Source organism: Amycolatopsis sp. NPDC059021, from assembly GCF_042739895.1.
Classification (GTDB): Bacteria; Actinomycetota; Actinomycetes; order Mycobacteriales; family Pseudonocardiaceae; genus Amycolatopsis.
Map to the genome: position 1 here is coordinate 1 of NZ_JBHYIQ010000046.1, position 12,239 is coordinate 12,239.

Below are 12,239 nucleotides of genomic sequence, written 5' to 3' on the forward strand. Positions count from 1 at the left end.
ACACACGCTGACAACACTCCGCCGCGCGGGCGGCCTGGCGCCCGGCCCGCCCCCCCCCAGTCGCTGTACTAGGTCGTTGTCCTAGGTCATTGCCTGCGCAGGCGCACCGCGTAGGCGCCGGCGGCGACGAGCAGCAGCGCACCGGCCCCGAGCAGGATCGGGATGAGCAGGTCGCGCGGTTCGTCCGGCCGGGCGGTCGCGGACGCCGGGTGGTAGCCGCCCCCGGCGCCTTCGCGGTCGTAGGCCGAGCCGGGCAGTTTGTCGGCGTAGCGGTCACGCAACGCCGTGCGGAAGGCGTCGATGCTCATCGTGGCGCCCTTCGCCGTGCCGGTGACCGAGCCGTCGAGCACCCGCACTGTGCTGCCTTCGACCGCGTACCAGGCGTTCACCTGCGGTTCGTGCAGCAGGTAGCCCTTGCCGGCCTCGGCCGCGAGCCGCTGTTCGACGTCGCCGGACGCGACGTTGAAGACCGACCAGTCGCGGCCTTCGCGCTGGGCCTGCACCGTGGCCGTCGAACCGTCCCCGGTCCTGGCGGGCACGGCGACGTAGGCGAGCTCGGCGGGCACGGCGGATTTCCCGGTGACGAACGCCGCGGACGGTTCGTAGACCGCGACGGGTTTGGCCGGGTCGGCCATCGCGTTGCGGGCCGCGGTTTCCGCGGCGACTCTGGTGCCGTCCGGGAAGACCGTGGTGGCGAGCCGGTCCGCGGTGTCCTTTCCGGACACGAGCGTGCCGATGGCGGCGAGGTCGGCCGCGTTCGGCTGCCCGGCGGGGGATTCGGCTGCGGAAGCGCTTCCCGCACCGAGCACGGCGAGCAGCCCGGCACCGGCGAGGATCGCCGCACGCAAGAGGTTCCTCATCGTCTCAGCCCTCGATCCCGTACACGGTGTGGGTCCACCGGAATTGGTTGTTGGATTTGTAGGAGCTGTAGTTCATCGAGTTGTAACGGCTGTTGTTCGGCCACGGGTCGCCGTATTCGACCTTCGTCACGCCGTTGGTGTCGTCGTAGCCGTAGAGCACGTGCATGTGCCCGCCGCCCGAGGTCCAGCCGATCCGCGTGCCGATGGGGTGTTTGGCGTCGATCTGGTTCTTGATGGCGGCGAAGGAAAGGATCTGGCCGTTCGAGTTGTACGTGCCCGTGTTCCGGAAACCGAGGTACCGGAAAACCCGCTGCTGGTCGCTGAGATAACCCTGGTTGTTCCGGCAGTCGCTGCCCGATTCGTTGTGCGCGATCTGGCAGAAGCGGGTCTGGGTCAGCTTGTGACCCCAGAAGGCGGCGATGGTGTTGCCACTGGCGTCCCAGCACCACTGGTCCTTTTCCTGCGCCTGCATCGTGATGCGCAGGTCGGTACGGGCGGCAGGCGCCGCGGTACCGGCTGCCGGCGACGCGAGCAGGGCGACGACCGACGCGCACGCCGTCGCGAGCCCGCGCAGGGCGAGACTCTTCGTCCTCACGAGGCACACTCCTTTGTCCTTTGTGGACATCCGAGGGTGCTGAGCCCGAAGGGGGTGTCCGAATCGGCGGGGATGGAAGAGGAAGAACTGGACAAAGTTTTCGCGGCGGGTTCCGGGGCCGGTACCTACTAACGGATGGTTTCCGATCCGGGGTGGACACGGCGGCGGATCACGGCGTCCGGCCCGTCGCTGTGGTGGATTCCGGCGGAAAGGTTGGCAATCCGTGACGGGTGGGTCACAATGCGCTCCATGTCGCGGCAGGTCGCCCACGCGCCGGAATCCGGCCCTTCCCGGAAAGCGCCGCCGGAAAGCGCCTTGCTGACCGAGCTCGACCTCGCGCTCGTCGAGGCGTTGCAGGTGGACCCCCGCGCACCGTGGACCAGGATCGGCACCGCGATCGGCGTCGACGCGACCACCGCGGCGCGGCGCTGGGAGCGGCTCACCTCGGCGGGGCTGGCCTGGCTGACGGCGTACGTCACGGTCCCGACGCTGACGGTCGGCTATCTCGACATCGCGTGCCGCCCGGAAGCGCTTACGGCGCTGACCGAGCGGCTGTGCGGCTGGCAGTGCGTGTTCAACCTCGAGCGGACGACCGGGCGCTATCAGCTCTTCCTCGGGGTGTCCGCGCACGGGCTCGCCGGGCTGGACCGGCTGATCGCACGGCGGGTGGCCGAGCTCGGCGGAGTGACCGCGGTGCGGCTCGCCGTGGCCACCCGCGTCTACCGCGAGGGGAGCGGCTGGCTGGTCCACACCCTCACGCCGCAGCAACGGGCGGTGCTCGACGACACGGCCGAGCGCGCGCGGCTGGTGGTCCCGGCGCGGTGGAACGACACGGATTTCGAGGCGCTGGTCCACGCGCTCGGCGCGGATGGCCGCCGCAGTTTCGCCGAACTGGCGCGGGATTGCGGGATGAGCGAGTCCGCGGTCCGCCGCAGGCTCGCCAGGATGCTCGTCGACCACGAACTGGACTTCCGCTGCGATCTCGCCCACGGCGTCGCGGGCTGGCCGGTCATCGGCGGGTACCGGCTGGACGTGCCGGGCGACCGGCTGGACGAGGTGGGCCGGGTCGTCGCGGCGCTGCCGGAGACCCGGCTGTGCGCGGCGGTCGCGGGCGAACACAACCTGGTGCTGTCCACCTGGTTCCGTGCACCGTCGGGCTGCCTGGACTTCGAGGCGACGCTGGCCGCGCGCCTGCCCGGCGTGCGGATCGCCGAACGGAGCATCACCACGAAAATGCCGAAGCGGATGGGCAGGCTGCTCGACGCGAACGGCGTCGCGCGGGGACAGGTGCCGATGACTCCGGCACCGTGAATCGCCTGTCCCGGCGGCGGGACACCGAGGTCCCCGAGTCCTTTATGGACTGCCGGGTTCGGCCGCGAGGCCGCCCGGCGGCCCCGGCGCGGGGACGAGCCGGGCTTCGAGGCCGTCGAGGACCGTGCGCAGGCCGAACTCGAACGACCTGTCCCGTGCGCTGTCCTGGTCCGCCCGCGTCGAGGCTTCGTAGCGTTCTCGCAACCGGGGGAACGGCGCCGCCGCCGCGCGGTGCTTGTCGATCAGCTCGTTGATGTACTGCTCCTCGTCGACCCCGTCCCGCCGCAGCCGCTCCCGCAGGTTCGTCGTCGTCGCCTCGCCGAGTGCCGTGCCGTACACGAAGGCGAACAGGGCGTTGGTGGCCCAGTCCAGGTCGGTGCCGGCGAAGCCGGCCTCTTGGAAGACGGCGAAGGCGTGTTCGGCGTGGCGCGCGGTCATCGGGCCGAAGGCCGGATGGGCGGCGATGACCTGGGGGAGCCACGGATGCCGCAGGATGGTCGCGCGCAGGCCGTGTGCCATCCTGCCCGCCGCGGTCCGCCAGCCCACCCTGGCGGGATCGGGCAGCTCGATCTCGCCGAACGCCGCGTCGGCGGCGAGTGCGGTCAGCTCGTCCTTGCTCCGGACGTACCAGTAGATCGAGGTGGCGCCGGAGCCGATCCGGCCCGCGAGCCGCCGCATGCTCAGCCCGTCCACACCGTCGGCGTCGAGCAGTTCGATCGCGACCCGGACGATCTGCTCGCGGCTCAGCGGGTCGGATGTCATGCCGGGATCATAGGTCGGCTCCGAGACATGAGGGTGTTTCGGTTTCGAATCGGCCGTGGGTTCGCGGGTTGTTCGCCGCCGCACACAAGTACCACCGGATAGCGGCGGAACCCCTACCGGGAAACCCCCAGTCGCCCCCCTAACAGATGCTTTCTCGATAGGCAAGGGTTCACTCGGGTTCTAGCATTGTCCGAGCGATGGCGAGCACGCTGTTTTCCTGGTCGGTGCGGTCGCCGTGACCTGCGGGCATGCGGGAAGGAGGGTGATCCACCGTGCCGGGAGGACTACCCATTCGGGGGTTCCTCGGTTACTTCACGGTTTGGAACAGTGTGCGAGAACGAACGGACGGGTTCGTGGACAACGGGGGATTGCGAGGAACAGAGCGTATTCGCCGTGGCCATGAGTCCGGCCGGTGAAGAAACGGTTCTGGTTGGTCGTGCACGGCCGTGAGATGGCCGGGCACGCGCCGAATCATGTTCGACTGGGGGCTTCAATGAGCGTGACCGACAATGTCCCGGCCCCGGAGATCGCCGGGACCTTGGACCGGCGGCTGCCCGCGGAGGTGCCGCCGGGCCGGGACGACGACCAGGTGCTGATGACCGGGGTCGGCCTGAGCATTCCGGCGGATCTGAGCTTCGAGGGCTGGGAACGGGCCGGACGGCAGCTTTCCGGCATCGTCGACTCGTCCTCGTGGTGGCTCGGCGACTGGCTTGTCTACGGCAAGAAGCGCTACACCGACCGGTATCGCCGGGCCATCCGCGCGGCGGGGCTGCAGTACCAGACCCTGCGTAACTACGCCTGGGTGGCGCGCCGGTTCGACCTGGGCAGGCGGCGTGCCGGGCTGAGTTTCCAGCACCACGCCGAGGTCGCTTCGCTGCCGGTCGAGGAACAGGACTTCTGGCTCGACAGGGCCGAAGAAGCGATGTGGACGACCAAGCAGCTGCGGAGCCGCATCCGCGACGAGCGCCTCGAGAGCGGTGGTGAGCGGAAGCAGCAGTCCGCGTCGGTGATCCCGCGCATCGAGGTCCCCGACAACCGGCTCGTGTGGTGGCGCCGGGCGGCGGACCTGTCCGGGGTCGAGTTCGACAACTGGGTCATGGCGATGCTGGACCGCGCCGCGGAACAGGTGCTCAGCGACGAGGTCAGCGCCGAGACGTGGCGTTTCCCGGCGGTGGCGGCGAACCGGCTCGCGTGAGAGCCGGGCCCGGACCGCGCTGCCCGCGGTGAGAATTCGCCTGTGCCTGCGGCCCCGGCCATTCCGGTGCGGCTTTCGGCGGATTTCCCGGCGAATTCCTTGACAGTTCGGCGAAGTCCGCCGGGCCAGGCGACGGAAAGGCCTCGCGTACGGACCTGCCCATGGTCGCTCCCGTGAGTAGATTTGATGGGGTAGCCATCGAATGGAGTGGGCATGGACGGGCTCCTTCGTCATGACGCACGGCTCGCGCATCACCAGCGGATCCTCATCGTGCACGACCTGCCCGCCTATCGCCTCGGCCTGGTGTTCGGCCTCAAGGAAGCGGGTTTCGAAGTGCACGACGCGGATTCGACCGATCCGCTCGGCGATTCTTCCTGGCAGGCCTGCCTTTTGCCATCCTCGGCCGAGGACGTGGCCGCGCTGGCCCGCACGAAGGAACGCTGGCCGGGACTGCCGATCATCTCCCTGCTGAACGAGCCGACGGTGGCGGGTCACCGCGCCGCGCTGCGGGCGGGGGCCGACGGGCTGGTCGCGCACGATGCGGACATCACCGAGATCGTCGGTGTGCTGCGCGCGGCGCTGCGCGGTGCGACGTTCCTGCCGAGCCGGATCGCCCGCGCACTGGCCGAGCCCGAGGCCGCGGTGCCCGAGGGGCTGGGGCTCGACCCGCAGGCGATCGGCTGGCTCGGCGCGCTTTCGCGGGGTGCGTCGGTGGCCGACATCGCCCGTGCCGCGGACTATTCGGAACGGCAGATGTACCGGCTGATCCAGGACACCTACCGGAAGATCGGGGCGCGGAACCGGAGCGAGGCGATCGTCATCGCGACGCGCTGGGGCGTCATCGGTGTCCCGGCGGCGAAAGGGAGCGGCTGCTGAATTCCCCGCGGCAGGTCAGTCGGCGAAACCGTCGAGCCAGTACTCGAAGATCGGCCGCATCGCGACCTCGGCATCCAGCTGGCACAGGATCGCGGTCGTGCCGCCGGTGGCGCGCACGAGCATGAGGTGGCGCGCGGGCAGGTTCAGCGAGCGCCCGGTGTCGAACTCGGGCCGCCGGAGATCGGTCATCCGGCCCGCCTGCCTGCGCAGCCAGCGGCGGGTGAAATGGAACGTCTCGCGCTGGACCGGTTCCACCAGCGGCGCGAGGTAGCGCAGCACGTCCGAAGCCTCGATGGTGATCCCTGGCTGGACGAAGTTCTCCTTGCGCAGCAAGGCGAGCAACTCGTCGGGGCGGCCGTCGACGGCGAGCCGGACGATCCGGCCGAGCGTCCACGGGATGCCGCCGGGCACGCGGCCGACCGCGCCGAAGTCCAGCACGCCGAGGCGCCCGTCGCCGAGCAGCAGGTAGTTCCCGGGGTGCGGGTCCACGTGCAGCCGTTCGACACGATCGGCCGAGGAGTAGTGGAACTCCGCCAGCAGCGCGGCGAACCGGTCCCGGACCTCCTTGCCGCCCGAGGCGATGACCTCGGCGAGCGGGGTGCCGGTGACCCATTCGCCGACCAGGACCTTCGGCGCGCTGGCGAGCACCCCGGGCACGAAGATCCGCGGATCGTCGCGAAAGGCGGCGGCGAAGGCGCGCTGGTGTCCCGCTTCGGCGTGGTAGTCGAGTTCCTCGGTCATCCGCTCGGTCAGCTCGGCGAGCAACGGCCGGACCGCCATGCCGGGGACCAGCGGCTGGAGCAGCCTGCTGAACCGCCGCAGCTGGTTCAGATCGGCGAGCAGCGCCTCGGCCGCGCCGCGGTACTGGACCTTGACCGCGACTTCGCGCCCGTCGTGCCACACCGCCCGGTGGACCTGCCCGATGCTGGCCGCGGCCGCGGGCTGGTCGTCGAAGTCGCGGAACCGCCGTCGCCAACCCGAGCCGAGCTGCTCGGCGAGGATCGCGTGGACCGAACTCGCCGGCATCGGCGGCGCCGCCGATTGAAGCCGCGTCAGCGCTTCGCGGTAGGGCTCAGCGAGTTCGTCCGGCACGGCCGCCTCGAACACGCTGAGCGCCTGCCCGACCTTCATCGCACCGCCCTTGAGCTGCCCGAGCACCTCGAACAGCTGCTCGGCCGTGCGCTCGGCCAGCTCGGCCTGGACGCCCGCGGCGTCGGCGCCGAGCAGCCGCCGTCCCCAGCCGCCGACCATGCGCCCCGCCACCCCGAGCGGGAGGCTCGCGAGCTTGGCGGTGCGGCGCGCGCCTCGATGCGGGATGTCGGACATCCGACGATGGTGACACGGGGCGTGCCTACTTGTCAGTAGACAGTGGGCGCGGAGGCTGCTGACCAGCTCCTACTCTCGCGGCGCGGGTAGTCCGAACACGGGCACGGTCACCGAGACCGGCTCGGCCGGGTGCCCGCCGGTCGACTGGGTGACGTCGGTGCGTCCGCCTCCGGCCAGCGCGCGCCGGTACGTCACGGTGAGGAGGGCGAAGCCGCCCGTCGATGTGACCGTGATCCGGTCGCCGTCCACCCGCGCCGTGCCCGCCGACGCGGGACGCAGTTCCGCCCGCAGGCCGTTCAGCGGATTGGCCAGGTCGAACTCCGCGCCGTCGCGCGCCCGGACCGACACGGTCGTGCTCGCCCGCTTCCCGGCGGGCACGACGAGCATGGGGTCCGCCGCCTGGATCCGGAACGGCGCGACCCCCGAAGGGAGCGGCCGGTCCTCGGTGGTGCCGTCGATCGCCAGCCCGGCCCGTGCCGGATCGAGCCGCAGCCGCGCGGTGTAGAGCCGTCGATCGTCCACTGTGGATGGACGACCGTGGTGGACGTAGTAGAGCTCGCGGCCATCGGGCGAAGCCACGACGCTGCCGTGTCCGGTGGAATACAGTCCCTGCGCCGGATTCTGGGTGAGTACCGGGTTCGCCGGGCTCTTGCGCCATGGCCCGAGCGGGCTGTCCGAAACCGCGTAACCGACGCCGTAGTACTGGTTTTCGTAGTTGTTCGCCGAATACGTCAGGTAGTAGACGGCTTTGCGGTCCCGGCCGGTTCCGGTGTAGGTCTTGATCGTGGTCGAGCCTTCGGCCCAGCGGCGGTCCTTTTTGGCGCCACCGGACTTCGCGTAGTCGTCGACGTGCGCGTTCTCCCAGGCCTGTTTGTCCCCGGCGTACGAAAGAATCGGGGTGAAGCCGTCCTTGCGGGTGCCCGGCGGATCGGCGGGGGAGCGGTTGGTGTCGCGATAGGACGGACCGATCGCGGGCATCGTGGTGCCGGCCGGGTCGTCCCACCAGCCGCGGGTCAGCTCGACCGCGTAGATGTTGGACTCCTCGACGTACTTGCCGAGATCGGTGTCCCAGACCCAGTTCCGGTAGGCGTTGCGGGAGAAGTAGAGATAGATCCGGCCGTCGTCGTCGAAGAACACGTCCGGGTCGATGAACGGGATATAGGTGCCCAGCGGCGCTGTCCGGCCTTCTTCGAGAGTGGCGGGCGGTTTCTTCTGTGTCGCGTCCATGATCAGGTTCACGTCGTGGTACGCCGGGTCGAACGGGAAATAGTCGATCGGCTGCGCGGCGATATTCGTGAAAGGGCCGCCCGGCGACCGCGAAACCGCCACCCCGATCTTCGACGGCTCCTCGAAATCGGCGTATTTGAAGTGTTCCGCGACGTGCGTGTTCATCCGGCCCGCGTAGAAGAGGTAGTACAGCCCGGTCTTCTCGTTGTGGTAGACCTCCGGCGCCCAGTACCAGTCGTGCGCCCAGTTGCCGGGATCGTCGGCGCGCAGGGCTCCGCCGGGCAGGTGTTCCCAGGTGGCCAGGTCCGGCGAGCGGTAGACGCCGAAGTGGTAGCCGGGGTCGGCGCCCTCGGTCGAGTAGGCGTAGTAGTAGCCGGTCGCCCGGTCGTAGCGGACATACGGGTCGGCCCCGGGTGTCTTCGCGTCGTTGAAGAAGGTGGCGTTCGTGCGCGTCGTCCCGCCGGGCACGGCCGACACCGGCGGCGTCCCCGCGAGCAGCGCCACGAGTACGGACAGCACGAGCAGGATCCGCCATCTGGTCATCACGCCTCCCCGCGAACCGGCTGGATGGCTATCCGACGTTAGCCCCTCATGTCTTCATCGGGAAACCATTCCGGTGTGCGCATCGCCGGTCCGGCGAGCCAGGTGATCGTCGCCTGGGCCATCGTGGCGCCCAGCTCGCCCGCGAGGACCGCCAACGGTGCGAGCAGCTGCCACTCCGGCCCCGGCACGGTGCGGGCGCTCAATGGTGACCGGCCTGTGCGGGGATGACGAATTCCACGGTCTTGCTGTCCATGACCTTGTGCGTCGGATCGGCCAGCCCGATCCAGACCTTGTGCGGGCCCGGCGGCAGCGCCTGGATGATGAGGGGCTCGCCACTGCCGTCCGCCCAGTGCCACGGCGCGTCGTCGACCGTGACGTGGATGTGGCCGATCCGCGGTGAGACGTCGAGCGCGGCGGGACCGTAGACCGGCACGATCCGCAGGTTCTCCGCGCGGTAGCGGAGCACGACGAGGCCCATGGCCAGCTGGTCGGGCAGGGGCGCGTCGACGACCAGCGACGGAGCCGGTTGCGAGGCCAGTGGAACGACCGGTGCGGGCGACCAGCCACTCGCGGCGACCGGGGCCGGTGCGGCGGCCACCGGCGACGGCGGCGCTGGTGGGGGAGTACTCGCCGAGCAGGCGGCGGTGAGCGCGGCGATGGCCGCGACGGCGGCCACGCGCACTGTCCTGTGATGGTTTGACACGCGGCCAAGGTAAGTCCGTGATGAAGGCCTCGGCGCCCGTCGGATGACGCCGACGTTGTACGTCATGGTGGGTATCGTCGTGATCACTACGCACAAGAGGGGGCACGATGCCGCTGTTCGGACGGGATGCCGAGCTGAAGGTTCTGGCCGAACTCGTCGGCGGGCCGGCGGAGCACGGCGGCGTCCTCCTGCACGGGGAGGCCGGGAGCGGGAAGTCCGCGCTCGTGGCGGAGGCGGTTTCCGCGGCGTCCGTGGCGGGCCTGCGCGTGCTGACCACGACCGGCGCGGAGGCCGAGCGGAACCTGGCCTACGCCGGGCTGCACCAGCTGCTGTATCCGCTCCGGGCCGGGCTGGACGCGCTCCCGTCGCCACAACGGGACGCGCTGCGGACCGCGCTGGGCCTCGCCGATGGTGACGAACCCAGCGCGTACCTCGTCGGCCTGGCGGCACTGACCCTCCTGGCCGACGAAGCCGCCGGCCGGCCGCTGCTCGTCGTCGCCGAGGACGTGCACTGGCTCGACAGCGCGAGCGCGGACGTCCTGGCGTTCGTCGCCCGCCGGATCGAGTCCGAGCCGATCGTCCTGATCGCGACCCTCCGGGATGACGAGCCTTCCTCACTGCGGGATGCCGGACTGACGCCGATGCCTGTCGACCGGCTCCCGGCCGAGGCCGCCGCCGAGATCTTGGACACGGTCGCCCCTGGCCTTGCCTCGACGGTCCGGGCGCGCGTGCTCGAAGCGGCGGCGGGCAATCCGTTGGCGTTGACCGAACTGCCGTCGGCGGAGTTCGACGGGGCCGATTCGGTGCTGCCGCTGAGCGATCGTCTTGAGCGTGCCTTCACCGCGCGGGTCGCGGACCTGACGGCGCCCGCTCGGACCGCGCTGCTGGTCGCGGCACTCAACCCCAGTGATTCCCTCGCCGAAACCCTCGCGGCCACCGGCCGGCTCCTCGGCTCGCCGCCCGAGCCGGAGGTCCTGGCACCGGCCGCCGCGGCCGGGCTGGTCGAGCTGGGGCCCGGCACGGTGAGCTTCCGGCATCCGCTGATGCGCGCGGCCATTCCGGCGGACGCCTGCCTCGCCGAGCGGCGGCGGGCCCACCTCGCGCTCGCCGAAACCCTGGCAGGGCACCAGGATCGGCAGGCGTGGCACCGGGCCGCCGCGACGACCGGAGCCGACGAGACCGTGGCGGAGGAGCTGGAACGCACCGCCGACAGGGCACACCACCGGGGCGGCGCGGCGGCGGCGATCGCCGCGCTGGAACAGGCCGCGCGGTTGAGCGAAGCGCCGGACGCGCGGGCGAGCCGCTTGCTGCGTGCCGCCGAGCTGGCGGTCGACTCCGGCAGCCGGGGCACGGCCGAACGCCTGGTGCGCGAGGCACGGACGGCAGAGCTTTCGCCGCGGCAGCGGGCCACCGCGAGCTGGCTGCTCAGCGGATTCGAGGACGGCGTCCGCGAAGACGTCTCCCGGGTGTCGGAGCTGGCGGCGCTGGCCGAGTCGGTCGCCGCGGACGGGCAGGACGACGCCGCGGGGCGGATCCTGTGGGGCGCGGCGATGCGCTGTTTCTGGGCCGAACCCGGTGCGGACACCCGGCGTTCGCTGCTGGCGATCGCGGACCGGATCCTGGTCCGGAAGGACGATCCGCGAGCGGTCGCGGTCGCCGCCTACGTCGCGCCGTTCGAGCGCGGCGACGCCGTACTGGCGGGATTGCGCGAGCTCGCCGGGGCACCCGGCGACGATCCGGAACGCGACCGGTATCTGGGCAGTGCCGCGTTGCAGGTCGGCGCTTTCGACCTGGCGGCGCGGTTTTCGGAGACCGCGGCGCCCGGTCTGCGAGCACAGGGACGGCTCGGCCTGCTCGCCAGGGCGCTGGCCGTCCAGGCATGGAGCCGGACCCGGCTGGGCGACCTGGCCACCGCCGTACCGGTCGCGGCGGAGGCCGCCCGGTTCGCCGGGGAGACCGGGCAGCCGTTCATGTACGGGTTTGCCACGGCCGTCCAGGCCGAGATCGCCGCGCTCAGGGGCGACCACAAACAGGCGAAGACGCTGGCGGACGAGGCGGAACGGGCCGGGCTCGCCGCGGGCGCCCGGCCGGTCCTGGCCACCGTCCAGCTCGCGCGCGGGCTCTCGGCGCTGGGCGAGGGCCGCTTCGACGACGCGTTCGCCGACCTGAGCCGGATTCTCGACCCGGCGGATCCCGCCTACCAGCTGGCCCTGCGCGCGTATTTCGTCGCGGAACTCACCGAGGCCGCCGTGCGGGCCGGCCGGACCGACGCCCTCCGGGAGATCCTGCGCGAACTCGAGCCCTTGGCGGCGTCGACGTCATCACCGGCGGTGCACATCGGGCTGCGTTACGCGCGTGCCGTGCTCGCCTCGAGTGACGACGCCGAGGAGCTGTTCCTGACCGCGTTGCGGGCGGACCTGCACGGGTGGCCCGCGGAGCGCGGTCGCGCGCACCTGGCGTTCGGCGAGTGGCTGCGGCGGCAGCGCCGGGTGGTCGAGTCCCGGACGCATCTGCGCACGGCACGGGAGATGTTCGACGCGCTCGGCATGACGGCCTGGGCCGAGCGGGCCCGGCGGGAACTGCGCAGTGCGGGGGAGTCCAGCCCGAACCGGGGGCCGGACGCGCGGGAGAAGCTGACTCCGCACGAGCTGAGCATCGCGCAGCTCGCCGCCGAGGGACTGACGAACCGGGAGATCGGCCAGCGGCTCTACCTCTCCCACCGGACGGTCGGCACGCATCTGCACCGGATCTTCCCCAAACTCGGCGTCAGCTCGCGCGCGGATCTCGCGGCGGCGCTCGCGGCGTTCGGGGACTGACTTACCCCGGCTGCGTCATCCGACG

11 protein-coding genes are annotated in these 12,239 nt (G+C 71.2%); 4 read left to right on the plus strand and 7 right to left on the minus strand.

Going from position 1 to position 12,239, the window contains the following annotated elements:
- Positions 1-86: 86 nt before the first annotated feature.
- Together ACFWX1_RS25585 and ACFWX1_RS25590 are read right to left on the minus strand one after the other, a co-directional pair.
- Positions 87-860, minus strand: coding sequence for a hypothetical protein (locus tag ACFWX1_RS25585; RefSeq protein ID WP_378391351.1), 774 nt, complete (start codon positions 858-860; stop codon positions 87-89).
- 4 nt (positions 861-864) lie between these two features.
- On the minus strand, positions 865-1,434 hold the full coding sequence (locus ACFWX1_RS25590) for a papain-like cysteine protease family protein (protein ID WP_378391466.1): 570 nt from the start codon (positions 1,432-1,434) through the stop codon (positions 865-867).
- Positions 1,435-1,704: 270 nt separating this feature from the next.
- On the opposite strand from ACFWX1_RS25590, the gene ACFWX1_RS25595 reads away from it, so the two are divergent.
- Positions 1,705-2,766 carry an Lrp/AsnC family transcriptional regulator gene (locus ACFWX1_RS25595; protein WP_378391353.1) on the plus strand — a complete coding sequence of 354 codons (1,062 nt, stop codon included), beginning with the start codon at positions 1,705-1,707 and terminating at the stop codon, positions 2,764-2,766.
- A 42-nt stretch (positions 2,767-2,808) separates the two neighbouring features.
- Here ACFWX1_RS25595 and ACFWX1_RS25600 read toward each other — a convergent pair whose 3' ends face one another.
- Positions 2,809-3,528 carry a TetR/AcrR family transcriptional regulator gene (locus ACFWX1_RS25600; RefSeq protein WP_378391355.1) on the minus strand — a complete coding sequence of 240 codons (720 nt, stop codon included), beginning with the start codon at positions 3,526-3,528 and terminating at the stop codon, positions 2,809-2,811.
- Positions 3,529-4,021: 493 nt separating this feature from the next.
- On the opposite strand from ACFWX1_RS25600, the gene ACFWX1_RS25605 reads away from it, so the two are divergent.
- Entirely contained in the window at positions 4,022-4,723 is a 702-nt protein-coding gene (locus ACFWX1_RS25605; RefSeq protein WP_378391357.1) for an LmbU family transcriptional regulator, read from the plus strand.
- 213 nt (positions 4,724-4,936) lie between these two features.
- Positions 4,937-5,599 carry a hypothetical protein gene (locus ACFWX1_RS25610; RefSeq protein WP_378391359.1) on the plus strand — a complete coding sequence of 221 codons (663 nt, stop codon included), beginning with the start codon at positions 4,937-4,939 and terminating at the stop codon, positions 5,597-5,599.
- 15 nt (positions 5,600-5,614) lie between these two features.
- Here the strand turns inward: ACFWX1_RS25610 and ACFWX1_RS25615 are convergent, their stop codons facing one another.
- From ACFWX1_RS25615 to ACFWX1_RS25630, 4 genes are all read right to left on the minus strand, one after another.
- Positions 5,615-6,925 (minus strand): ABC1 kinase family protein, encoded by a 1,311-nt coding sequence (locus tag ACFWX1_RS25615; RefSeq protein WP_378391361.1) that lies wholly within the window; start codon positions 6,923-6,925, stop codon positions 5,615-5,617.
- Between the two features lie 69 nt (positions 6,926-6,994).
- Complete coding sequence (locus ACFWX1_RS25620) at positions 6,995-8,695, minus strand: glycoside hydrolase family 43 protein (protein ID WP_378391363.1); 1,701 nt, start codon at positions 8,693-8,695, stop codon at positions 6,995-6,997.
- Positions 8,696-8,733: 38 nt separating this feature from the next.
- Positions 8,734-8,898 carry a hypothetical protein gene (locus ACFWX1_RS25625; RefSeq protein ID WP_378339544.1) on the minus strand — a complete coding sequence of 55 codons (165 nt, stop codon included), beginning with the start codon at positions 8,896-8,898 and terminating at the stop codon, positions 8,734-8,736.
- Entirely contained in the window at positions 8,895-9,398 is a 504-nt protein-coding gene (locus ACFWX1_RS25630; RefSeq protein ID WP_378391365.1) for a DUF6130 family protein, read from the minus strand. Before ACFWX1_RS25630 ends, ACFWX1_RS25625 begins: the two co-directional genes overlap by 4 nt.
- Positions 9,399-9,505: 107 nt before the next feature.
- Between ACFWX1_RS25630 and ACFWX1_RS25635 the strand changes: the two genes are divergently transcribed.
- Positions 9,506-12,214 (plus strand): ATP-binding protein, encoded by a 2,709-nt coding sequence (locus ACFWX1_RS25635; RefSeq protein ID WP_378391367.1) that lies wholly within the window; start codon positions 9,506-9,508, stop codon positions 12,212-12,214.
- Positions 12,215-12,239: the final 25 nt, after the last annotated feature.

Bases quoted from the DNA above. Each gene is read 5' to 3' on its own strand.
- ACFWX1_RS25610 (WP_378391359.1), top strand. From the start codon at position 4,937: ATGGACGGGCTCCTTCGTCATGACGCACGGCTCGCGCATCACCAGCGG.
- ACFWX1_RS25605 (WP_378391357.1), top strand. From the start codon at position 4,022: ATGAGCGTGACCGACAATGTCCCGGCCCCGGAGATCGCCGGGACCTTG.
- ACFWX1_RS25585 (WP_378391351.1), bottom strand. From the start codon at position 860: ATGAGGAACCTCTTGCGTGCGGCGATCCTCGCCGGTGCCGGGCTGCTC.
- ACFWX1_RS25595 (WP_378391353.1), top strand. From the start codon at position 1,705: ATGTCGCGGCAGGTCGCCCACGCGCCGGAATCCGGCCCTTCCCGGAAA.
- ACFWX1_RS25615 (WP_378391361.1), bottom strand. From the start codon at position 6,925: ATGTCCGACATCCCGCATCGAGGCGCGCGCCGCACCGCCAAGCTCGCG.
- ACFWX1_RS25620 (WP_378391363.1), bottom strand. From the start codon at position 8,695: ATGACCAGATGGCGGATCCTGCTCGTGCTGTCCGTACTCGTGGCGCTG.
- ACFWX1_RS25600 (WP_378391355.1), bottom strand. From the start codon at position 3,528: ATGACATCCGACCCGCTGAGCCGCGAGCAGATCGTCCGGGTCGCGATC.
- ACFWX1_RS25635 (WP_378391367.1), top strand. From the start codon at position 9,506: ATGCCGCTGTTCGGACGGGATGCCGAGCTGAAGGTTCTGGCCGAACTC.